Annotated in this window: 21 protein-coding genes and 2 pseudogenes; 5 read left to right on the forward strand and 18 right to left on the reverse strand. The window is 59.5% G+C overall.

The window, feature by feature from the left end; translation table 11 throughout:
• Window positions 1-2 precede the first annotated feature (2 nt).
• The 12 genes from PWP93_RS31800 to PWP93_RS31855 all read right to left on the reverse strand — a co-directional run bounded on the left by PWP93_RS31800 (window position 3) and on the right by PWP93_RS31855 (window position 13168).
• Complete coding sequence (locus PWP93_RS31800; protein ID WP_421047545.1) at window positions 3-803, reverse strand: 2-keto-4-pentenoate hydratase; 801 nt, start codon at window positions 801-803, stop codon at window positions 3-5.
• 11 nt (window positions 804-814) lie between these two features.
• Window positions 815-1759, reverse strand: coding sequence for a 3-carboxyethylcatechol 2,3-dioxygenase (locus PWP93_RS31805; RefSeq protein ID WP_421047546.1), 945 nt, complete (start codon window positions 1757-1759; stop codon window positions 815-817).
• A 9-nt stretch (window positions 1760-1768) separates the two neighbouring features.
• The gene (locus PWP93_RS31810) at window positions 1769-2194 is read right to left on the reverse strand and encodes a lipocalin-like domain-containing protein (RefSeq protein WP_421047547.1); all 426 of its coding nucleotides are present in this window, start codon (window positions 2192-2194) and stop codon (window positions 1769-1771) included.
• A gap of 14 nt (window positions 2195-2208) precedes the next feature.
• Window positions 2209-3039, reverse strand: coding sequence for an alpha/beta fold hydrolase (locus PWP93_RS31815; RefSeq protein ID WP_421047548.1), 831 nt, complete (start codon window positions 3037-3039; stop codon window positions 2209-2211).
• The gene (locus PWP93_RS31820; RefSeq protein ID WP_421047549.1) at window positions 3039-3992 is read right to left on the reverse strand and encodes a VOC family protein; all 954 of its coding nucleotides are present in this window, start codon (window positions 3990-3992) and stop codon (window positions 3039-3041) included. The genes PWP93_RS31815 and PWP93_RS31820 overlap by 1 nt, the downstream gene beginning before the upstream one ends.
• A gap of 79 nt (window positions 3993-4071) precedes the next feature.
• On the reverse strand, window positions 4072-5520 hold the full coding sequence (gene iaaH / locus PWP93_RS31825) for an indoleacetamide hydrolase (protein WP_421047550.1): 1449 nt from the start codon (window positions 5518-5520) through the stop codon (window positions 4072-4074).
• A gap of 34 nt (window positions 5521-5554) precedes the next feature.
• Complete coding sequence (locus tag PWP93_RS31830; protein WP_421047551.1) at window positions 5555-6295, reverse strand: aspartate/glutamate racemase family protein; 741 nt, start codon at window positions 6293-6295, stop codon at window positions 5555-5557.
• A gap of 46 nt (window positions 6296-6341) precedes the next feature.
• Window positions 6342-7670 carry a M20 family metallopeptidase gene (locus PWP93_RS31835; protein ID WP_421047552.1) on the reverse strand — a complete coding sequence of 443 codons (1329 nt, stop codon included), beginning with the start codon at window positions 7668-7670 and terminating at the stop codon, window positions 6342-6344.
• A 9-nt stretch (window positions 7671-7679) separates the two neighbouring features.
• On the reverse strand, window positions 7680-8705 hold the full coding sequence (locus tag PWP93_RS31840) for an FAD-binding oxidoreductase (RefSeq protein WP_421047553.1): 1026 nt from the start codon (window positions 8703-8705) through the stop codon (window positions 7680-7682).
• A 35-nt stretch (window positions 8706-8740) separates the two neighbouring features.
• Window positions 8741-10147, reverse strand: coding sequence for an amidase (locus PWP93_RS31845; RefSeq protein ID WP_421047554.1), 1407 nt, complete (start codon window positions 10145-10147; stop codon window positions 8741-8743).
• Window positions 10148-10315: 168 nt separating this feature from the next.
• Window positions 10316-11680, reverse strand: coding sequence for a Rieske 2Fe-2S domain-containing protein (locus PWP93_RS31850; protein WP_421047555.1), 1365 nt, complete (start codon window positions 11678-11680; stop codon window positions 10316-10318).
• 480 nt (window positions 11681-12160) lie between these two features.
• Complete coding sequence (locus tag PWP93_RS31855; RefSeq protein ID WP_421047556.1) at window positions 12161-13168, reverse strand: AraC family transcriptional regulator; 1008 nt, start codon at window positions 13166-13168, stop codon at window positions 12161-12163.
• Between the two features lie 597 nt (window positions 13169-13765).
• Between PWP93_RS31855 and PWP93_RS31860 the strand changes: the two genes are divergently transcribed.
• Window positions 13766-14098 (forward strand): ArsR/SmtB family transcription factor, encoded by a 333-nt coding sequence (locus tag PWP93_RS31860; RefSeq protein WP_421047557.1) that lies wholly within the window; start codon window positions 13766-13768, stop codon window positions 14096-14098.
• A 38-nt stretch (window positions 14099-14136) separates the two neighbouring features.
• On the forward strand, window positions 14137-15072 hold the full coding sequence (locus PWP93_RS31865) for a LysR family transcriptional regulator (RefSeq protein WP_421047558.1): 936 nt from the start codon (window positions 14137-14139) through the stop codon (window positions 15070-15072).
• On the opposite strand, the gene PWP93_RS31870 is transcribed toward PWP93_RS31865, so the two are convergent.
• The 5 genes from PWP93_RS31870 to PWP93_RS31890 form a co-directional block, all read right to left on the reverse strand.
• Window positions 15069-16364 (reverse strand): HlyD family efflux transporter periplasmic adaptor subunit, encoded by a 1296-nt coding sequence (locus tag PWP93_RS31870; RefSeq protein WP_421047559.1) that lies wholly within the window; start codon window positions 16362-16364, stop codon window positions 15069-15071. The two genes, PWP93_RS31865 and PWP93_RS31870, sit on opposite strands and share 4 nt — an antisense overlap.
• Window positions 16365-16397: 33 nt before the next feature.
• The gene (locus PWP93_RS31875; RefSeq protein WP_421047560.1) at window positions 16398-17921 is read right to left on the reverse strand and encodes an efflux transporter outer membrane subunit; all 1524 of its coding nucleotides are present in this window, start codon (window positions 17919-17921) and stop codon (window positions 16398-16400) included.
• 56 nt (window positions 17922-17977) lie between these two features.
• Window positions 17978-18415: a MarR family winged helix-turn-helix transcriptional regulator gene (locus PWP93_RS31880; RefSeq protein ID WP_421027330.1), complete on the reverse strand. Its 438-nt coding sequence runs from the start codon at window positions 18413-18415 to the stop codon at window positions 17978-17980.
• Between the two features lie 106 nt (window positions 18416-18521).
• Complete coding sequence (locus PWP93_RS31885) at window positions 18522-20084, reverse strand: DHA2 family efflux MFS transporter permease subunit (protein WP_421047561.1); 1563 nt, start codon at window positions 20082-20084, stop codon at window positions 18522-18524.
• Window positions 20085-20216: 132 nt separating this feature from the next.
• Window positions 20217-20606 (reverse strand): MarR family transcriptional regulator, encoded by a 390-nt coding sequence (locus tag PWP93_RS31890; protein WP_421047562.1) that lies wholly within the window; start codon window positions 20604-20606, stop codon window positions 20217-20219.
• 272 nt (window positions 20607-20878) lie between these two features.
• On the opposite strand from PWP93_RS31890, the gene PWP93_RS31895 reads away from it, so the two are divergent.
• The 3 genes and pseudogenes from PWP93_RS31895 to PWP93_RS31905 all read left to right on the forward strand — a co-directional run bounded on the left by PWP93_RS31895 (window position 20879) and on the right by PWP93_RS31905 (window position 22594).
• Window positions 20879-21301, forward strand: coding sequence for a VOC family protein (locus tag PWP93_RS31895; RefSeq protein WP_421027326.1), 423 nt, complete (start codon window positions 20879-20881; stop codon window positions 21299-21301).
• Between the two features lie 280 nt (window positions 21302-21581).
• Window positions 21582-22270 (forward strand): annotated as a pseudogene (locus tag PWP93_RS31900) (SDR family NAD(P)-dependent oxidoreductase).
• Between the two features lie 90 nt (window positions 22271-22360).
• Entirely contained in the window at window positions 22361-22594 is a 234-nt protein-coding gene (locus PWP93_RS31905) for a tautomerase family protein (protein WP_368602461.1), read from the forward strand.
• 36 nt (window positions 22595-22630) lie between these two features.
• On the opposite strand, the pseudogene PWP93_RS31910 reads toward PWP93_RS31905, so the two are convergent.
• A pseudogene (locus PWP93_RS31910) lies at window positions 22631-22891 on the reverse strand (transposase); the annotation flags it as partial.
• Between the last annotated feature and the right edge of the window lie 8 nt (window positions 22892-22899).

Consider the following 22899-nt stretch of genomic DNA (forward strand, 5'->3'; position numbering starts at 1 on the left):
CGTTATGCAAAAGTCGCGCGCACGCTGCCGAGTCCTTCGATATTCGCTGTATAGGTGCCAGGTTGCGTCACAGCGACCATAGGGCCGAGTGCACCCGTGAGCACCACATCGCCCGCACGCAGCGGCGTGTCGAGTTGCGCCATGCGATCGGCAAGCCAGATTGCTGCGTTCAGCGGATTGCCAAGGCACGCGGCACCGCTGCCGCGCGAGTGCACCGAGCCCTCGCATTCGAGCGTCATCGCAACGTTGAACAGATCGACATTGGCGAGCGGAACCGGACGGCTGCCAACGACAAACATCGCGCTCGACGCGTTGTCGGCGACCGTATCGACGAAGCGGATATCCCAACCACGAATCCGGCTATCGACAATTTCGATCGCAGCCAGCGCGTAGTCGGTTGCGTTGATGATGTCCGCATACGTGTGCTTCTCGCGCACGAGGTCCCGCTTGAGCACGAGTGCGATTTCGGCTTCGACCTTCGGCTGGATGAGGCTTGCAAGCGGCATTGGTTGGTTGTCGCCGTAGGCCATGTTCGCGAACAGCGTGCCGAAGTCAGGCTGATCGACGCCCAACTGTTTCTGTACCGCCATCGAGGTCAGACCGATCTTGCGACCCACAATGCGTTCGCCGCGAGCGACACGCGCCTCGACATTGATCTGCTGCACCGCATAGGCAGTTGCCATATCATCAAGCGCGATTTCCGGATGAACCGCAGGGACCGTTACTCCCGCGCGTATCGGAGCGATAGTTTGGCGGGTAGTTTCTGCAATCCGCAATCGTTCTGCGATAGCCTGCTTGCTCATATATTTTCTCCTTACGCCTTGGGTGCCGCATGCATGTAGGCAAACCCGGCGATCCATTCAGGTATGGCCTGATAGAAGTCGATTCCAGCCTCGTACTCGCCAAACGCGGAAAGTGCGGCAAACGCTGCGACCCATGCCCGGATCTCGTGCGCGCTCTTGCCCGCGTCACGCGAAACGTCCTCATTGCTCAGACGATCTACGGCAAGCAAATCGCTTTTCATCATCGTCAGGAAAGCCATATCCCATTCAGGGTTCAGCGCACGCATGCCCGGCGCCTCACATGCGGTGAATGCCCTGGCCGCATTGATAACGCGTTCCTGACGCGCATTCCGATCCTCCGGGCTGAGATTGCGACCCGTGTGGATCAGCCGCTCCGAGATCTCGTGCGTAGCATTCTTCAGCTCAGGAATCGGCGGCTCATGGGAAATCCCGCCTGACCCGAGAATCAACACACGCTTGCCCGTCGATTTCAGGTACTCGCCAATCACCTGGCCCATCATGCGCGAGCGACGAAGCGGCGACATCGGAGGCGCAACGGAATTGATGAAAACAGGAATGACCGGGTAGTTGTCGAGCCCGCCCGTCACTTCTTCGAGAGCTTGTGCCGCACCGTGGTCCACGGACATGCGATACGAAATCGCCATATCGATATCAAGGTTCAGCACGTACTCGACCATCGCCCTCGCATCTTCAGTCGGAACCGGCAGATCTCCGGCCAGGCTCTTATAGTCGCCAATAGCATGGGCTTTGGCCCCGACACAGAAGCTGGGCATCAATTCATAGAACAAGCCGTTGTAATGATCGGGAGCGAACACGACCACAAGTTCCGGATTGGACTGGCGAACGCGTTCCCGTCCGGCCGCACTCATTTTGGCCACTTCCGCAACGACTTCGGGCTTCGGATCGAAATACCCGTGCAGCGGCGTATGGGAAAGGCATTCAAGAATAACTGACATGCACAGGCCTCAAACGCGTTTGAATATGAGACGAGCGACCCGGGCTTCCGACGTACCCGCTTCCAGCTTATGCGTGGTCAGCGACAACAAATCGCCTTTCAGCTCCGCATTGCGCTTCTGTTCGCCGCCTACCCAGTTCGGGAACAGGCAGTGCTTGACCGTATGCGTTACCACGTTACCTTCGATGCTCCAATCGCCGGCGTAGGTCAGGTACGTGTTGTATGCCTGGGCCTTCTCTGCGTCCGAAGCATTCCACTGACCACCGGTCGTGAACTGTGCGCGATCTTTTTTGCTGATGGCACAGAACATGCCGTTCGGCCCGTATTCCATGAACCCTTCGAGTTCCGTACCCATTGGGTAGGTGACTCGACCGTCATCAAAAATCTGTTCCCAGGCCTGAATTTTCCAACGGCCTGTGATCTCGAGATTTTCCATCTTTGTCCCGTTAATTAATTGAGCAGGAAGTCCGAAACCGCGAGCGTAAACATCGCGGCCTTCTCGATCTGGACCCAGTGTCCGCACTGATCAAACTCTTGCAGCGTCGAGTTCGGGAGCAACGTCTTCATACGTCGCGACCACTCGACCGGGATCACCTGGTCGTTCAGGCCATGGATGAGCAATGTCTTGTGCGTGATCGCCAACAAATCCGATTCAGCAAGGGCCAGCATTTCCACGCCCTGCTGACGCGGTGCCGGGAACAGACGGGCAAATCGTTCTTGCACGTCTGCACGGATCGATGCCTCGTAACGCATACGAACCAGATCGTCGGTGATGATCGAGTGGTCGTAGGCGAACACTTCCATTAGCCCCTTCATGGCTTCGAGGCCTGGCGTGTAGCCCCATACTTTTTCCAGACCCTCGCTGATCGGAGCGTTGATGCCTGCCGCACCCATCAGTACCAAACGATTCACACGCCCGGGATGTGACGTGGCCAGTGCCAGTGCGATGGCACCACCAAAGGAGTTGCCGACCACCGACACCCTCTTGATCTTCAGCGCATCGAGCAACGCGATCAACGATTCCACCCAGACAGCGGGAGTCAGCTTGAGGTGATCGGGGCACTGGGTATATCCAAAGCCCAGCATATCCGGTGCGATAACGCGCGCCTTCTGGCTCAGCACCGGGATAATGCCGCGCCAGTTGGCCCAGGCCGTGACACCGGGCCCCGAACCGTGAATCAGCAGGATCGGATCGCCCGCACCCTCACCAAGGTCGTGATAGTTCAGCGTGAAGTCACCCAGCGTGACTGAATTTGCGATTTCGGGAGTTGCGTTGCTCATCACTTTGCCTTCTGTGTATTGGGGATAACAACCGGTGCGCGCATACCTTCGGCCGCCAGTTGCTTGAGAATTTGTCGCGCTTCTTCGCGCTTGTGATCCGGAAGCCACGTCCGGTCATGACCCCAGAGGCTCATGCCTTTCAGTTCCTCAACTTCCCAGTCAGGTCCGACCGTGCGCGTAGCCCAACCCAGTTCGAACATCCATCCATCCGGGTTCTTCAGATAGAACGAGGTGGCGTGGTCGTTGATGTGACGACCCAGCGTCACACCAATCGAATCCGGTTTCAGGAGCGCGGTGTCGTACGCGCGACCAACGTCATCGAAGTCGTTGTATTCGAGCATCAGGTGATAGATACCGGCCTTGCCACCCGTGTGCGCGATACCAATCGTATGGTGCCGTGGGTTGCAGTGCAGGAATTCGACCTTGAACGGCTTATACGTGTAGTCCGTGAGGTGCATGCCCAGCACGTTGCGATACAGGTTCGAGAGCGCTTCGAAGTGCTCGGTAATGAGCGCCACGTGACCCAGGCCCATGTTGCCGGTACGGAAACCGCCAATCGGACGACCGGGCACGAATTCCGTATCCGCATCGGCCAGACCGTAGGCGATTTCCAGATGCACACCATCGTCGTCACTGAAGTGCACCATGTTCTTGACGCCGCGGAATTCGATTTCCTCAGCCGTACCGGGCGTCGTTTTATAACCAGCGTCCTCCAGTGCCATCGTGCACGCCGCCAGGGTCGCGGCGTCAGGAACTTCAAAGCCCATCCCCATCGTGGACTCGCCGCCGGTAGCAGTGACGACAAACCGCTGAATCTTTTCGTCTGCGCGAATGCGCATGGTCTTTCCAGCTTCAATCACTTCGACCTGCATGCCGATATGGCTCGTTACCTGATCGATCCATTCCTGCATGCGTGGGGTTTCGACCACGATGTAGCTCAGCGCATTAATCATCTCTGTTCAATCCTTGCAGAAACAACGTATAGGTCCGTTGCGGGGCCGGAAGGCGCCGACGCGCATCAATAGATACCCATCAGGGGCGAGCAATGCAGCCCAAAACGCTTTCCAGCAAAATGCCAATGGCGAGCAACCGTCGATCCGAACCTTGCGGACCGTCGAACTCCATGCCAACAGGGAGCCCCGTTCGGGAACCGAGTCCAGCTGGAAGATTCAAGCCGGGCAGCCCGGCACTCGCCATCGGCTCGGTGTTCTGGATCAGGCGCCGAAAGCTCGCTTCCTCATAAATGCTGTCATCGGCATCGGGTGCCACGCACGCGGTAGTCGGGAACATCAGCGCATCTAGCTGATGCTGTGCGAAAAGCTCGGCATACCTGGCCCGCAACTGATCCCGTCCGCCCCCGGGCTTTTGTGCCTGTTCGTACATGGGCGCCACGTCCACCAGTTCACCGGCGGCATTCGGGAACTTGTTGGGCAGCACCCAGTTTTCATAAATCCACTTCACGTCCGGACTGGCGATCTTCCTGGCCATTATCTCGACCGTCATGTGATGACCGTTGTCCTTCAGGTACTGCTCCATACTGGATCGGGACTCGCCAACCACAGCCTGGAAGCCAACTGCATCATTCAGTTCCTTCAATCCAGTTTTGCCCAGATCAATGAAGGTAACGCCCAGCTGAGTGAGACGCGTAATCACCGAGCCCGCGACCTCGTGTGTGTCGGGATCGAGATTCGCCCAAAACTCGGCGGGAAGGCCTAGCCGCAGCTTCTTGAGTTCCACGTGGGGCAACGCGTACTCGTCTGAAATCACACCGTCGAGGAGCGCCACATCGTGCATGTTCAATGCCATGGGACCCACGGTATCCCGCGTCCTGGCAATGGGGATCACGCCCAGGCCCGAGTAGCGGCCCCACGTCGGACGCAGCGAAGCCACGCCATTGAGTGCGGGGGGAATGCGCATCGATCCCCCTGTATCGGTTCCCAATGCCCCGAGTGCCATACGCGCACCCAGCGCAGCGGCTGAACCCGAGGACGAACCGCCTGCAATCCTGCTCTGGTCGTATGCGTTACGAACCCCACGGCCTGCGCCCGTATTGAAGGCGCCGTTGTAGCCCGTCGCCCCGTAGGCCAGTTCATGCATGTTGGTCTTGCCCAGCACGATGGCTCCTGCATCCCGGAGCTTGCGCAAGGTCGGTGCGTCCGTGACGGGCACGAAGTCTGCGAATGCGGGACTGCCTGCGGTGCAGCGGATACCTGCGCTATGGATGTTGTCCTTGACCACGATAGGGATGCCTGCCAAAGGCCCCAATGGAGTCCCTGTGCGCCGTGCCTGATCAATAGCGGCTGCCGCCTTCAAAGCGCCCTCCGCATCAACGGTAACGAATGCATTCAGGGCTTTTCCCGCGTTGATACGTTCCAGACAGGCCAATACCAACTGCGTACTCGTCACCGATCCATCATGAAAGGCCTGAGCGGCATCGGCCATCGTGAAATCCATGAACGGTTGATCTTTATCGTGGGTCATATCTAATCCTTGGCGGCAGCCACCCTTGGCAGCTTCAGAGGCCGAACGCCGCGTCCTTGTTCGTTTCCGGGCTCGGGAATGCGGCCTTGCTGTGGCACAGACCGAGATCGAGCAGCATTTCACAGTACTTGTATGCGACCACGCCCGGATTCAGAACCGGTACGCTCAGATGTCTGGCCAGGTATTCGTGCGACTGATGCATCGTGGTGGAACCCAGCACCAGCACGTCCGCACCGTCTTCTTCGACGGCCTTCCTGCCCGCCTCGACCAGGGCTGAGAAAACGATGTCTTCCTTGCCCTGCAGTAGATCCTGCGTATCGGGGCGAACGCCAATGTCGCGGATCGAGGCGAGACGATGCTCCAAGCCGTATTCCTTCGTCGTCTTCTTGTACAGCGCGTGCCATTGCGGCCACATCGTCAGGACGCTGAACTTGTGACCCAGCGAGCACGCGAGATGGAACGACGTGATAGCCGGGGCCATCACCGGAATCGACAAACGCGAGCGGAGCGCATAAAGGCCCGAATCCGAAACCGTGTTGATACACACGGCATCGAAGCCCTGCTCTTCAGCCTTGATGCCCGCCTGAATCACGGCCATTTCCATGACTGCCATGTCGAGATACGAATCTGCGAGTGTCATGACCTGACCGGCGCCCACGAATTCGACTTCGATGTCCGGGCGCTGCATCGAAGGCGGCAGTTGCGATTCCACCAGAGGACGCGTTGCCTCACTCATCGGAACCGGGAAAATCATCTTGATGCGCTTCTTGCTCATGTCTGTCTCCGTCCTTGCTTTTTTATGGAACTGCCACTAGAGAAACTTAAAGGCCAAGCTCGCTCCGGTCGCGGGTAAGCGTGTCGATCACCGCATACAGGATTTTTTCTGCACAGGGCATCAGGTCGGGAACGTAGGTGGCGCCCATGCCGCCCAAGCCCTCGGCAACAGGCACCGGCGCGCCCTGAGCCGGCCACGGCCAACCAATACGAGCAGTCGGCACACCGTAACGACGCAGCGCCGCACCGTCGGTTTGACCGGCCAGCATGTCGGGTACGCCATGCGGACGTCCCTCGATGTGCTCCCAACCGCGCCTGGCCGACTGGATAATCCAGTTTTCCGGATCAGTGGTGCCGCCCGGGACCGAGCCGTACATCTCCCAATCCATCGTGATTTCTGGATGGCGAGTCTTCACGTCCTGGATGAAGTTCGCGAACTGTGCCTTGACATCGGCGGGACTCGTCCGGGGATTCACACGAATGTCGAAGAAGATCTCCGTGACTGCGGACGGGAATGCAGGTCTTTCAATTTGACCGCCGCGAACGCCCGCAATCCAGCCATGGGGCTCGATAACGCCCGACGTGTTGCGTTTCGTGTATTCGGGAAGCCACGCTTGCAGTTCCTGAATCACCGTGGCAGCGGGAACCACAGATGAACGGAAACCCGGCACGTCGTGCGGGATACCCGCATAGCCCATCGTGCCCTTGACCGTGATCTTGAACCACGCCATACCCGGCTCTTCGTGGTAGACCCAGTTCCACGGCTTCATGATGATTGCGAAATCGGGGTACATGCCACGATTCAGCAAATTGATCACGCCATTCGACATGCCCGAATGACGCTCCTTGATATCAACGGGCATACCGCCATCGGCCATACCGACAAGCAGATTACCCTTCAGCGGAATACCCGCTTCCAGCACTGCCGTTGCCACTTCAACGTGCGTGGCAATCATGCCCTTCGGATTCGAAGCGCCGAGGCCGAATACCCAGTCTTCGATCTGCCTGGCGTGCGGCTGCAAATCCGCTTCTTGACCGGGGCCCGAAAGAATCTCTTCTTCCTTGGTGCGATCCAGGTGAGTGTCAATAGGCGCGTAAAGCAGCAACGACGCGCCGCCACCGGTGCCCCGGTGTTCACCCATCACCGAACGGCTGATGGCCGAGTTGTCGTGCGTTTTCGTTTGCAGCCCGATCATCTCCATGTGATGCTGCAAATGGTCAGCCGCTTCACGCGTCGAACCCGTAGGGCTGTGAATATCCGTCAGTTCGAACAGCAATATTTGAAGACGCTTTGAACTAAGGTTGGTCTTGGCCTTTTCGTACCATTCGGTCTGCTGAGCCGAAAACGGCATTTGCTTCGTAGGCTTGAATTCCATGTCCATTCCTTAGTTCGATGCAACAAACTGTTCTGCGAAAATCAACTCCGGCTTCATGCCCAACTCGATCAAACGTCTGGTTGCCGCGTCGATCATCGGCTGCGGGCCGCACAGATAAGCCACCGTATTCGGATCCGTCACATCCCCTTCCTCGAGGGCCGAGACCGGTGAACCTTCGTGCATGCCTTCCGTCGCGTTGCGATCCACGCAGATGCGGGTCTTCAACGTTGGCAGCCAGTGCTGACGCAGTTCCATGTCATCCAGCGCAAACAGCGCTTCTGGGACCGCGCAACCAAACGAGAGCAGCATCGGCGGCTTCTTGCCCGAGGCCTGCCGGAGGCCATCAATCATCGACAGAATCGGAGCCAGACCCGTCCCACCGGCAACGAAGATGTGCGGCGCGCGACGATGCTCTTCACGCAGGAAGAACGCACCATAGGGGCCCTTCATCGTCAGAACCTGATCCACGTGTGCCTCGTTCTCAAGGAACGTGGACATCGCGCCATTGGGCAGCAACCGGACCAAAAATTCCATCTTGGGCAGGGTCAGCGACGTGGACGACGGGCTGTAGCTGCGGAGAACCCCCAAACCCGGTACCGCGATCTGCATGTATTGCCCGGGCCTGAATTCGAGCCAGTTGCCTTCGGCCAGTTCGACAGTCAGACGCATGACGTTGGGTGCGATACGCTCCACGGAGTCGATGAAGACCTTCACCTCCTGGGCGACCGACGAGCCGACTTCCGAGCCGTATGCGACGTTGAATGAACAATCCGATTCAGCCTTCGTCACGCAGAGCAGCCGATTGCCTTCTGCGTATTCCGAGGCCAGGAGCGTCGAACTGGCGCCAGGGATAGTCACGGCCTCGCCTTCCTCAAGCTCGCACGTGCAGGACGCGCAGGCCCCGGCCTTGCACTGATACAGCACAGGCACTTCGGCCTTGATTGCGGCTTCGAGAACGTTTTCACCCAGCCCGGCGGCAAATGTACGGCTCACGCCGTCTGCGAAGTTAATGGTTACCTGATGAGCTTGGGTCATGACTTAATCCGCAAAATAAACATTTTCAATATCAATCAAGCCAACCCAGGCGGGATCTGACGATGCCAGTCACTGTGGCTCTGCAATACCATTCCGACCATACACAGCAGGTCGTCTTGATACTTGCGGCCAATGAATTGCCCACCGATGGGCAAACCTTGCTCGGTAAATCCAATGGGTACCGACAATGCAGGGTGTCCCGAGGCGTTGAACGGAGACGTAAACTGAATCAGGCGCCGGTTAGCCTCAGGATCCGAAGCCAAACCTGCCAGCTGCTCATACGTCGGAGCCGCGTAGGGCTGCACCGGGGCCAATACCACATCGACCTCTGTGAACACCGCGTCCATCTCGCGCGTAAACTGCTGCGCATCACGAATGATTCGCTCGTAGTCCACCGCCTTCAGTTCCCGCCCTTGATCAATCAATCGGGCCAGTGCAGGACCGTATTCAGCGGCCTTGACGGGATACGTCGCTTCATGAGCAACAGCCGTTTGAACCCCGCAGTGATGCTCCCAGTTGGAACTGGTGGCCCGCGTATCCGGAACCTTGATGCTCTTGATTTCGCCGCCGGCCTCGGCAAGGATGGCCTTGACCTGCTGAATCGCGCGCTGAATCACTGGATCGACGCCATCAGAAATCCACGATTCGTCCATGCCGATTCGCAATCCCTTGAAACCTTTCAGGAAATTGTGGAATCGCTGCTCGTCAATGGTCGCAAGCAGTCGTTGCGTATCGTGACCACCAATAATGGCGAGAAGGAGCAGCACATCACGGGCCGAGCGAGCCATGGGGCCCACGTGGTCCAGCGATGCCGCCATTTCCATCGTGCCCTTACGGCTGACCGTGCCGTACGTGGTTTTCAATCCAGTCAGATTGTTCGCTGCACTGGGGAAACGCACCGACCCCCCCGTATCCGAACCGAGCGTGCCGTAGCACAGACGAGCCGCCGTAGCGACACCGCAACCCGAGGAACTCGCACCACACCAGTGCGCGGCACCCCACGGATTAACAGGATCAGGGATCGTCGGATGGTGGATGGCAAATGCGCCCTCCGTCATTTGCAGCTTGCCCAGCATCACCGACCCTGCATCTTGCAGGCGTTGCACGACCGTCGCGTTTTCTGTGGGTACGCGCTGTGCATGGATCGGCATACCACCGGCGGTCACTATGCCCTTGGTATCGAACAGATCTTTAACTGCGAGCGGAATCCCGTGCAGGGGACTCCTTAAGTTCCCGGCCTGAATCTCTTTCTCCGCTTGCCCTGCCTGCTTGAATGCCAGCTCAGGAACGACAAGGGCATAGCTATGCAAATTCGCGTCCAGTGCTTCCACGCGGGCCAGAATCGCCTTGGTGACTTCTACCGGACTGATCTTGCCACTGCGAATCTGCAACGACAGGTCGTAGATTTCGAAATTTGGCAGGTCGCGTGGAAGGCTTCTCATGACGGATACGGGTAATAAATTTAGTTAGGTCCGGGCCTGATAGCGCTCAGAAACGAGAATGGAGACCGAGAGGATAACGAACCGATCTTCTTCCTCGTAACCAGGCATCAGGGTGCTACAAGTTTCCAAAGAGATTTCATAGGCACCCTAACGAGTGCCGATCAAGCTTTAGAACCAGACTTGTTCCACAAAGTATGCCGGGCGCTTGCCATCAGCGAGTTCCTTGAGGCGCGTGCTATGCGTCTTCACCGCACCGTAGACGCCCTTGCCAGGCTTCGCGATACCACGGTTGTGGCGCGAGGCGAGCTTGCGCCACGTGACCGGCGAGATGTCGGTCGAGACCAGTTGCTCGTCATCCCAGCCCGTGCCGTCCGCGTAGAAGTGCTGCATACCTTCGCGGGCGTAGAGGTCGCAGTCGTTGAAGCCGTGCAGGCACAGTTCCTTGTACACGCGGTCAAAGCGGTACTTGAACTTTTTGCGATCTTCTTCAGTCGGGCAAATGCGGACCAGCACCTCCCAGTACTCGTGCAGATCGTCCGTGATCGGAACGTACCATTCGTACTGAACGACGTGCTCTTCCGGCCAGTTTTCGACCATAAGGACGCCCGGGAGGACCACCGACGTGCGATAGAATCGACCGTTCAGGTTGTCGATCTTGAGGCCCAGTTCCTTGTTTTCCAGCACCGGCAGCCACTTGTCCGTGAACAGCCATTGCATCATGCCCTTCGGGCCGTTTTCGTCTTCAACGACCTGAATGCAATCGTTCGAGACCGGCACAATGCCCAGCGGGAGCACCCAGTCGTTCACGTGAACGATGGAGTTGTCCTTGTGGACCAGGATGTGTGCGTTGTCGAAGCCGTTTTCGCACGCAATACGCCAGTTGCCGAAGCCCGTGCGGTGCATGCCGTGAGCGACTGCATTTTCGTCCAGGATCGACGGCGTGTCCGGCCACAGCGGGTGCGGGAAGCGCTCGTTGTTTTCCGGGAAACGGAACGGCAAGTCGTCCGACAGCGAGGGAACGTCTTCGAGCGGGAAGTCGTCTTCACGAACGAACACGAAGATCATGCCCGCGACTTCCTGAACCGGGTACGTCGTGATACCGGTCGTGCCGATCAGCTTGTCGTCCGGATTGGCAACAATGGTCGAGAGCTTGCCGTCGTCCAGATTGAACGTGAAGCCGTGGTACCAGCACGTGATCGTTTCCTTGTTGAAGCACATCGGCTTCTCGGAGAGACGAATGCCACGGTGAACGCACTGGTCCTTGACTGCGTAGACCTTGCCGTCGACGCGACGCAGCACGATGGGCACGCCGGCGATCATGATGCCCTTAATGCCGGTCCGGAGCTCTTCTTCGTTCTCGGTCGTGGTTTCCACCAGTTCCTTGCTGAACATCGCCGGATACCAGTGGTTGATGAAGCCCCAAGCTGCGTCCTTGTAGGGCTGGTATTGCGATTGCGACTTTGCATCGTTGTAGCGCGAATCGCTGATCGAATGCTGCGCTACGCGACGGCGAACAACAGTTTGGACCGACATCTGTATGTCTCCTCGGAGGGGGTTAGCCCTTGTAAAGGGGGTAATTTTTTGCGCACCAAGTAAGGCAGTGACCGCGAGACAAATCGTATTACCCGACTGCGTAATCGACACTCCAATGACTACGAGCCCTATCCCATCTGTGCATTCAATATGCGTTTCGAGGTTTATCCCTACAAACGCGAACGGGGCTCCTGAGAGCCCCGTCCGGGTTAGCGCTTGAATTGATCAGTATTTCGTTCGCAGTGCTTCTAGTTTCGAGCCTGGCAGGGATCCCACACTGGAAGGCCAGCGGAGGCCCGAAGTACCACGTGGGAAGCCCATGGATCATCGAGCGCATTGGCGAGCCGGCGCGCGACTTCTGGATTCTGGCCGCACGTGGTGAAGATCCGTTGACGCTCAACCGGGCGTCAGGTGCGAGTTCGTGACGCTGCCCCAATGACCGCCCCGGTGTATTCATCGGGGAGCGCCAGTTCAGCCGGCTCAGCGAGCTAGTGTTTCGCTAGGGGTCTCACCAAACCAACGTTTGTAATAGGTGTTGAAGTGCCCTAGATGGGCAAAACCCCACTGATACGCTACTGCCGTCACCGTTGTATTTTTTGGATCTGACTTCAACAACTGCTCACGCACCCGATTGAGTCTGATGCTTTTCAGCAGGTGCATGGGTGATGTATTCCGGTACTTTCTGAATCCTGTGTACAACGAACTGGTACTGACCCCGACGTGCTCCGCAATGGTCCCCACCGTAATAGGCTCGTGCGCCCGCTCCTCGATAAAAAGCTCTGCTTTCCTTATAAATGCTGGAGTCACGAAGCGTGACCGATCTTCGTTGAGTGCCAGACTATGATTGCTTGCTTGACTGACGAGCAGCAGCGAGCCAATCATGTGCTCGATTTGCGCTGCCAACAGTGGCGATGACGAAGGAGCACCGTCCAGGTAATCGAAGAGCCACTGCATGGTGGAAGCCCACCGTCTGCCGGGTGCGGAATCGAGCGGCATCGCGGTTTCGAATTCCACTCGGGTTTGGGCATCATTGCCAAGATGCTGCCCACACAGGCGCTCCACCAAACCGCGATCAATACGGAGAATCAGCTTTTCAGTTCCCGTCGTATGGACGATTTCATGTTGTTGCCCGGCATTAAGAATCGAACCTACCGTAGGCGATGAACTGACGGACTGATTGCCATTGGTGATGTGCTCACCGCCACTGAGCGGCACTTGTACTAAATAGAAGTCGTCAAATGTAGTCGGTCGAATCCTGAGTTCGCCGCCATAACTCATTCGTCCAATTCCGATTGATCCGTACTTTCGATACATTAGACGTGCGTCGAGTTCACCGCGCACATCAATATTTCGAAGTTCGTTTTCACAGAATGTACGTGTCCCCCAATCTCTGGCCTGTTCTATATCCCGGGTCCGAAATAGCTCGACCTCATTTGAGGGACTGGAGTCGTTGCCAGCCTCGGAATGAATCTCCGTTTTCTGTTCCATTGCTTTAACTCGGAAGATATTCAGCTATTGGGGATCAGTACCGAATTTTTAAATAATTATACATTCCTTAAAACAACCCACCCATACGTGTCTCCCCTAGCGACAACGCAAAATGGCCCTAAGTCTCGATGCTCGAAATGTTTTCCGACCCGAGATATTGTTCGGGAGCATCCGTATTGCCACGCTGAACACCCATCTGGGCAAGCGCGCTAGCCAGTCGAACGCATTCGTTTTGAACGATTGACGCCACGTGCGCTTCACCCGACCGTACAGAACTGCTGTGTTGTCGCCATAGACTTCGGTTCTGCGAAGCAGGAGGTCCGCCGGGGTCAATGGGGTGTAGATGGCATTGCAACGCTGCAAACCATCGTCATGCATGTGCATTCGCACTGTCTCCATCTATTTTTGACTGCTCTCCTGAATGCTTGATCGCGATCAAGATTGTTGCACGCAGACTATTCCAACCCCACGTGGTGAACTATCCAATTCGTGCACAGACTATCCCGATACTGCAGGAACCGGAGCCCCGGGCGGGAACCATCGCCAGAACGTTGTTGATGCAGCCGCATTGAAGCACGCGAGAGCACAAGGAACGCCATGATAGACGCGAACCGGATTCACAAGGCCCTCGCCAATCCACTGCGGCGCGACATCCTCGCGTGGCTGAAGGTCCCCGCCGATGCCTTTCCCGAAAGCCCTGTCGATCTGGGCCGCGGCGTGCCCGCACACGCCGTCCAGGCTCGCAGCGGGCTCTCGCAGTCCACCATATCGGCGCATCTTGCCGTACTGGTCGAAGCGCGACTGCTCGTTTCGACGCGAGTCGGACAATGGATGTTTCTTTCACGTAACGAAGAAGTGATACGGACCTTTGCCGAACAGATTCGCCTGCATTTATGGGGGAATCTGGCATGGCGCGAGTTTGCGGCGTAATTGCGTGCGAGGCAGAGCTATCCGTGGGAATACGCGTAATGGACAAGATGCGGATATTCGTCCGCATTGCGCAAGAGGGAAGCTTTACGCGCACGGCGCTGCGCCTGGACATTCAAACTGCCAATGCATCGCGGGCGATCTCGCAACTCGAGTCGCAGCTGCGCACGCGCCTGCTGCATCGGAGTACGCGGCGGCTCGCGCTAACCGAGGCGGGCCAGCGCTATCTGGAGCGATGCGAGCAGATTCTCGCGTATGTCGACGAGGCCGAGGCAGATGCGGCCAATGCACATGTCGCCCCTTCGGGGCGGCTGCGTGTTCATGCGTCGCCGAGCTTCGGTCAGGCCTATGTGGTCCCGGCGCTCGTGCGCTATCGTGAGCGGTATCCCGCGGTGTCGATTGAATTGACGTTATCGCAGCACGCGCCCGACATCGTCGAGGCCGGCTATGACGTGATGCTTCAATTGAGTACGACGGAGTTGCCAGATTCCCGGCTCGTGTCGCACCGGCTGGGCGAAGTCCATAACGTGCTGTGTGCGGCGCCCGCCTATCTGAATACCCGCGGCGTGCCACGCATGGTGAAGGACCTCGAAGCACACTCGTGCCTGCAGTTCGCCACGACATTTTTTCCGCGCGATCGCTGGCATCTGCATGGCCCCAACGGCCGCGAAACGGTGGCGTTCCCGAAGGCGCCCGTCGAGATCAATCTTCCCGATGCACTCAGTGTCGCCCTTCGCGAAGGCGTGGGGATTGGCGCGCTGCCGATGTCGACGGCGCTGGCCATGCTCGATAGCGGCGCGCTGGTGCGTCTATTGCCGGAGTATCGTCTGCCGAGGTTGACCGCCTATGCGGTGCACGCCTCGCGAAAGTACCTCGACGCCAAAATCAAGACGTTCATGGATTACCTGCGCGAGGCGGTGCCCAAAGCGCTTGCCGCCGATGCGGAAGCGTTGAGCCGGGCTGCCAAACAACCTTAGCCCGCGATTGCCTTGTGCTCGTGCGAAGCCACACGTTGCGGCGAAGGTTGTGACGCAGTCGCCGGTGCAGCCATTTCGTTTTGCTTGATGATCTTTTCGATCTTGCCGGTGGCTTGCGCGTCGTACTGCGCGAAGACGCCGGTGCAATAGCGCGTGTTTTGCGCCGCGCCGAGCTGCGAGCCCGATTCGTCGTGCGTATCGGCATCCACCGTCATCGAAAGACCGATGCGCAACGGACGCGCCGCGAGTTCGCGTGGATCGAGCGCGATGCGCACCGGCAGGCGTTGCACGATCTTGATCCAGTTGCCCGTGGCGTTCTGCGCCGGCAGCGTCGCGAAGGCGCTGCCAGTGCCCGCCGAAAAGCCTTCAATACGACCGTGATACTTCACGCTCGAGCCGTAGACATCGGCAGTGAGCGTCACCGGCTGGCCAATGCGCATGTGCTTGAGCTGCACTTCCTTGAAGTTCGCGTCCACCCACACGCCGTCGAGCGGCACGATCGCCATCAGCGGCGTGCCGGGCGACACGCGCTCGCCAACCTGCACCTGGCGCTGCGCCACATAACCCGTGACCGGCGCGGGCAAGGTATCGCGCGCATACGCGAGCCACGCCGCGCGCACCTTCGAGGCGGCCGCCTGCACGTCCGGATGCTGTTCGACCGACGTGCGATCGGTCAGCGCGTGATTCGCCGCCCCTTGCTGACGCGCGGCGTCGAGCGCGGCCTGTGCGGCCTGCACGGCATCGCGCGCGTGGGCAATGTCTTCGGCGGAAACGGCGCCCGAGTCCGCGACGGCCATGCGGCGGCGCAGATCGTCGTTGGCGCGAGCCAGGTCCGATTCGCGTTGCGCCACGTTCGCCGCATAGAAGTCGTTGTTGACATAGAGGCCGCTCACCCGGCGCACGGTCTGCCCGAGCGATGCTTCGGCATCGGCCAGCGCGATTCTTGCGTCGGCCGGATCGAGCGTCACGACGGGGTCACCCGCCTTCACGATCTGCGTGTCGTCGGCGTTGACGGCCACCACTGTGCCAGGGACCTGCGGCGTGAGTTGCACGAGGTTGCCGCTCACATAGGCGTCATCGGTGGTTTCGTGAAAGCGGCCTTCCGTGAAGTAGTACGCGCCATAGGCAGCGCCCGTCATCAACGTCACGGTGCCGAGCAGCGCGATCAGGCGCTTGCGGCGGCCCGGAGGCGTGGCCTGCTGGTCGTTGTTGGCCGGGGCAGCTTGCGCGCCGCCTTTCTTCTCGTCGAGGCGCTCCGCCGGCTTGCGGTCGGTCGTGGTCGTTTCGCTCATTTCAGTTTTCCTGACGGGTTGCAACCATGCCGTTCAACGCGCGACGGCAATGACGGAATTGGCTTGAGGGTTGGGTTGGGCGGCAACGCCCGCGGGGCGGACCGTATCGGCTGAAGTGTCGACATAGCCGCCCCCCAGCGCGGACGCCAGAGCGATCTGCTGATCGCGGCGATCCATCTTCAGGTTCGCGATGGTTTCGTCGGCGTTCAGCGCCGTGACGTCGGCGTTGAGCACCGTGAGCTGATTGGTCAGGCCGCCCTTGTATTGCGTGATCGCAAGCTGGTCGGCGTCGCGCGCTGCCTGCTGCGCGGTTTGGGCATCCACGAACTGCGCATCGCTCGAATGGATCTGCGCGAGCTGCGTGGCCACGCCGCTCAACGCGCCAATGAGCGTCTGGTCGTAGGCGGCCACCGCGTAGTCGAACTCCGCGTAGCGGCCCTTCAACTGCGCACGCAACTCGCCGCCGTCGAAGATCGGCAGATGGATCGCAGGGCCGACCGACGCGGTGCGGCTCGCGGCGCTAAGGAAGCGGCCGAAGCCGAACGCGTCCAGACCGATCGCGGCGCTCAGGTTGATGTCCGGATAGAACTCGGCCTTGGCTTCCTTCACCTCGTGCGTGATCGCGTCCACGCGCCAGCGCGCCGCGACGATATCGGGGCGCCGGCTCACGAGATCGGCGGGCAGGTTGTCCGGCAAACGCACCTCGTCGCCCGCGCTGAGCGTCGGGCGCGTGATCGCGAGTCCGCGGTCGGGGCCCTTGCCCATCAGCGCGGCCAACTGGTAGCGCGTCGTGAGAATGCTGCCGTCGAGCGCGCTCACCCGCGAGCGGCTTGTCGCCAGGTTCGCCTGCGCGGTCTTGCGTTCCACCTGCGTGTCGAGGCCCGTTGCGATGCGGCCCGCCGTGATGCGGTCGATCTGCTCGCGGCGCGCGACTTCTTCCTGCGCGATGTCGCGCAAGGCGTAGAGCCGCGCCAGCTGGTTGTAGGTACGCGCGATCGAGGTATCCAGCGTGAGCTTGACCACTTCCTCGTCGGCTTCTGCCGCTGCTGTCTCCGAAACGGCCGCGCGCAGCGCCTCGCGATTCTTCCCCCACAGGTCGAGATCGTAGGAAGCCGTGAGCAGGCCCTTGTTTTCGGTCTGCCACGAGCCGGCATACGGCGGCGGAATCAGCGCCGTGCTGCTGTACTGCTGGCGTGTGAGCGTGTAGCTCGCATCCACGCGCGGCAGCGTGCCTGCCTTTGCGGTTTCGCTATAGGCCTGCGCCTGAGCGACGCGCGCTTTGGCCTGCTTGACCGTAGGGCTGCCCTGCAGCGCTTCCGCAATCAGCGCCTTCAGCTGCGCGTCGCCGAACTGGTCGACCCAATCGGCGGACGGCCAGTGCCCCTGCTCTTGCGGCAGGCTCTGCGCCGTCTCGTACTGTTGCGGCTGGGCCATCTGCTTGTCGCTGTGGATGCCCGCGTAGTTGGCGCAAGCCGCCAGCGTGGCCAATGCGATCGCCGATACACCCAGCTTCAGCGTATGGACACCGATGCTTGCTTTAGAAGTCTGCGATTTCATTTTCTGACATATCAGATTAATGGTCGAAAAAAAGCACGGCACCACGGCCGCACCGTTCAGTCGTCCGTGAACTTGCGAAGCAGGCGGTTCAGTTCGGCAAACTCCGCCTTGGTGAATTTGCGCAAGCGTGCGTTCAACACGTGCGGTGCGACTTCCGGAATCTGCTCCGCCGTTTCCAGTCCCTTTGCAGTGAGGTTCAGATTGACCACGCGACGGTCGTCTGCGTCGCGGGAACGTTCCAGCAGCCCTTTCGATTCCAGCTTGTCCAGCATCCGCGTCATGAGGCCCGTATCGATGCCGAGCAGTTTCGACAGTTCGAACGGCGTGGTGGCCACACCCTGCTTCAACGAAAGCAGAATGCCCATTTGCTGGCCCGTGATATCGAGGTCTCTGAGCGCCGCGTCCATCTCCGCGACGACCAGATTGCGCGCCTTGACGATCCTGAAACCGACACTTTCCGTGAGCATGAAATTTCTCGCTGTGTAGTGGTCCATCGAGACATCCTCCGTGTTGAACGTCACAATATCTGCATTGTCAGATATTGTCAAGAAGAAACAGGCGGGGCTCACCTGCCCTCCGGACCGGAGTCAACTGCAGAATTCAGTGTCCGCCAGCGCCTGCCGCGCCCGCGCCAGCGCCCTTGAGCGGCCTCGTCAACCAGATCAGCGGGATGATGACGACAAAGATCACCGCCGATATCCAGAAGATGTCGTTCAACCCCAGCATTGTGGCTTGTGCGTTGAGCGAGTTCGCGTAAAAGGCCGTGGCCTTGGGAATGCCGCCGCCCAGCGTCGCCTGCAGGTGCGCAATGGCTCCGGTGAAAGCCGGATTCTCCACGCTCGTTTGCTCGGCAAGCCGGGCGTGATGGAGGATCGTGCGGTCGTTCCAGGCGTTGCTCATAAGCGACGTGCCCACGGCGCCGGCGAAAATGCGCACGAAGTTGGATAGGCCCGCGGCAGCCGGAATCTCGTCGGGCCGCAGACCCGACAAGATGATGCCGGTAAGCGGTGTGAAGAACAGCGCCGTGGGAATGCCTTGCAGCAGCGTCGGCAGAATCAGCGCCCACGCATCCACGCCGGTCGTATAGTTCGAGCGCATGAAGAACACGGCGGCGAAGCCCACGAACGCCAGCGTGGCGAGCACCCGCAGGTCGGAGCGCGGCATGACCTTGCCCATTACTGGGGCGAGGATCACGGCGAAGATGCCCAGCGGCGCGGTGACGAGGCCCGCATCCACCGCGCGGTAGCCGAGAAAGCCCTGAATCCACTGCGGCAGGATAACGAGGTTTGCAAAGAAGATCGCATACGCGACGGAAATCGCAATCGTGCCGCCGAGGAAGTTGCGTTTGGTGAACAGCCGCAGGTTGACGATCGGCTTTTCCTCAGTCAATTCCCAGATCAGGAAGAACGCGAAGCTGACCGCGGCGACGATGGTGAGCACCCAGATGACTGGCGAGCTGAACCAGTCGAGATCCTTGCCCTTGTCGAGCATGATCTGCAGCGGGGCAACCCACGCGATGAGCGAGATCAGCCCGACCTTGTCGATGGGCAGCTTGCGTGCCGCCGACTCGCGGTCGCGGTAGATCGCCCAGATCACGCCGGCGGCGAAGAGGCCGACCGGCACGTTGATATAGAAGATCCACGACCAGCTGTAGCTGTCGGTGATCCAGCCGCCGAGCGCCGGGCCCGCGATCGGTCCGACAGTCGCGGTCATCGCCCACAGCGCCAGCGCATTCGAACTCTTTTCCTTGGGGAAGGAGGCGAGCAGCAAGGCTTGCGACAACGGCACCAGCGGCCCCGCCACGGCGCCCTGAACGATACGGGCGACGAGCAGCGTCAGCAGGTTCGGGGCCATACCGCAGGCCGCCGACGAAAGCACGAACAACAGAATCGCCCAGACGAACAGCTTGACCTGGCCCACGCGCTGCGTCAGCCACCCGGTCAACGGAATGGACACCGCATTGGCGGCGGCAAACAGCGTGATGACCCACGTGCCTTCGTCGATCGATACGCCGAGGTTGCCGGAGAGCGTGGGAATCGCGACGTTTGCAATCGACGAATCCAGCACGTTCATAAAGGTGGCGAGCGCCACGGCGAAGGTGCCGAGCGCGAACTTCGCGCCAGTCAGCTGGGCTGGCCCGCCTGGGTTGGTCGATGGATTCATGTTAGGTTCTCTCGTCTGGGTGCGAATGTCCCGTCGAGCACGGGCCGCTATCTGACATGTCTGATAATTGGGCAAAAAAAAAGCCCCTAGCCATGGAGCAGTCTCGAAAGCAGCGTGCTCAACGCGTCGAAGTCAGACTTCGAAAAGTGCGAGAGCCGCTCGCTCCAGGCGCCAGGGGCAACGTTTGCGTTGCGGGCTGCGACCGCGCGGCCCTCCCGCGTCAACGAAACGTCCACGAGGCGCCGGTCCGTGCCATTGCGCGCGCTCCACGAACCCGCTGGTTTCGAGCTTGTCCCGCACGCGGGTCATCCGGGCCGGGTGGACGCCAAGCAGCTTCGCCAGCGCCGCTGGCGCTTTGGCGCTCCCGCCGGCCAGCGTCAGCAGAATGCCGCGCTCCTGCAGGTTCAGACCCACGTCCTTGAGTCCTGCCCTGAGTTCGGTGGCCATCAGGTGGTGCGCCTGACCGAGCACGAACACCAGCTTCTGCGTGCGCTCGAAATCTTCATTGACGGGATCGTTCATCGATTGCTCTTCTAGATATCTGATTTTCACTATATCTGACATTGCAGATGTATGCAAGGAAGTTTCCGAGATCACATGAGAGGGGTCGGCGCCCGCCCCGATGCAACGCCCAACCGCCTTCTGCGCGCGACGCGATACACCGCGTAAAAAGTGATGTGACCGGCAAGGGACAATCGACGCCGATCTTCACAGCTATATTGTTTCGGCAGCGTTTTGATCCGTGAAGTGTGGAACGCAGGATCGACGCACTCTTTACTCAGGAGAATCGAAGCATGACTGACAAACCGCTTACACTGGGCATCGATCATGTCGGACTGACTGTGCGCGACCTGAATGTCACGCGTGACTTCTTCGTGAATTGCCTGGGCTGGAAACAGGTTGGCGAAAGACCCAGTTATCCGGCGGCGTTCGTTTCGGACGGTCACGTCATGTTGACCCTCTGGCAAGTGACCGATCCGAGCCGCCTGGTCGAGTTCGACCGCAAGACCCATGTGGGCCTGCATCATCTTGCCTTACGGGTAGTCAGCGAAGAAGCACTCAACGATATCTTTTCGCGCGTGTCCGCCTGGCCCGGCGTGCAAATCGAATTTGCCCCGGAAAACCTCGGGCCGGGGCCGAAACGCCATACCATGGTGTACGAGCCGGGGGGGATCAGGCTTGAATTCGACCACGATCCGCGCATGCAAGCCTCCTGAGCTTCGCAGACAACCGCGTGTGATGGATCACGCGGTAAGGCCTGCCAAAATTACTCAGTTATCCAAATCGTCTCAAACACCATTCGCATAACCTTTTCCGCCGTGCGCCGTCGCCCGCCGCTTGCTCTCATTTGTTCCTGCGACTCACAACTTTTTGTCCGCGTCCTGCATTCAAACGGGCGGCGTGGATGCGTAAATTGATCGTCATCGGAGCAGCAAGCCCGATCAGAAACAGAGTCCAACTTACTTCGAGGTTCATACGAGTCAAGCCCCCAAAGTCATCGTGATCACCGGCGCATCGCAAGGCATTGGCGCCGAAACCGCGAAGGCATTCCGCGCACTCGGCCACAAGGTGGTCGCGACGTCGCGCAACATCAAACAGACTGACGATAGCGATCTCGTCGCAGTGGCTCGCGATATCGCCGACTCGGCCACGGCGCGCCGCGTCATCGAAACGGCCGTCTCTCGCTTTGGCCGCGTCGATACGCTGATCAACAACGCGGGCATTTTCATCGCGAAGCCGTTCACGCAATACACCGTGGAAGACTACGCGGCGATCAAGGCCACCAACCTCGACGGTTTCTTCCATGTCACGCAGCTCGCCATTGCAGAGATGGAAAAGCATGAGAGCGGCCACGTCGTCACAATCACGACGACGCTCGTCGATCACGCGATCGACGGCGTCCCTTCAGTGCTGGCCTCGCTGAGCAAGGGCGGTCTCGCCGCTGCAACGCGCTCGCTGGCGATCGAATATGCGAAGCGCGGCATTCGCGCCAACGCGGTCTCGCCGGGCATCATCAAGTCGCCGATGCACGCGCCCGAAACTCACGCCGGCTCGGCGCGCTGCATCCGATGGGGCATATGGGCGAGATGAGCGACATCGTGAACGCCATCCTCTATCTGGACTCGGCGCCCTTCGTGACGGGCGAAATCCTCCACGTCGACGGCGGCCAGGTCGCCGGCCACTAAGGTGCACTGCGCGCCACGTGGCCCCACCGGGCCGAGGGGGAGCGCCGCTCGCCGGCACTCCCTGCCACGACCACCATTAAGGAAAGCAAAATGCCGATCGTCACAATTCAGGTTACACGCGAGGGCACGCGGCCCGGCACGGATTCCGTCACGGCGGAAGAAAAGGCCCTGCTCATCAAGGGTGTGAGCCAGCTCCTGCTTGACGTTCTGAACAAACCGCTGGAGGCGACGTTCGTCGTCATCGAAGAAGTGCCAACGGAAAACTGGGGATGGGGCGGCCTGCCTACCGACGTCTATCGAAGACAGAAGGGACTTATCAAGTAAGTGCGCGCTGTCCGCTCGAGAGCGGGCTTAGAGGTGTTAACAGAATGACTTTTGCAGGTGTCGCCAGCATATGATGCAGCAGGCGATTCTGAGGAAAGCCTCGTGGATAGAAGCGAGCTGTTCGAAGCGGATGCGCAGTCGGCGGAAGTTGTGAAGCCACGAGATGGTCCGCTCAACAACCCAGCGTGTTTTGCCTAGCCCACTACCATGAGGCTGACCACGTCGAGCGATTTCGGTTGCAATGCCGGCGGCATGCAGTGGACGTCGATATTTGTCGTGGTCGTAGCCTCTGTCCGAGGTTCGCC

The organism is Paraburkholderia sp. A1RI-2L, from assembly GCF_048957375.1.
In the GTDB taxonomy this organism is placed as follows: Bacteria; Pseudomonadota; Gammaproteobacteria; order Burkholderiales; family Burkholderiaceae; genus Paraburkholderia.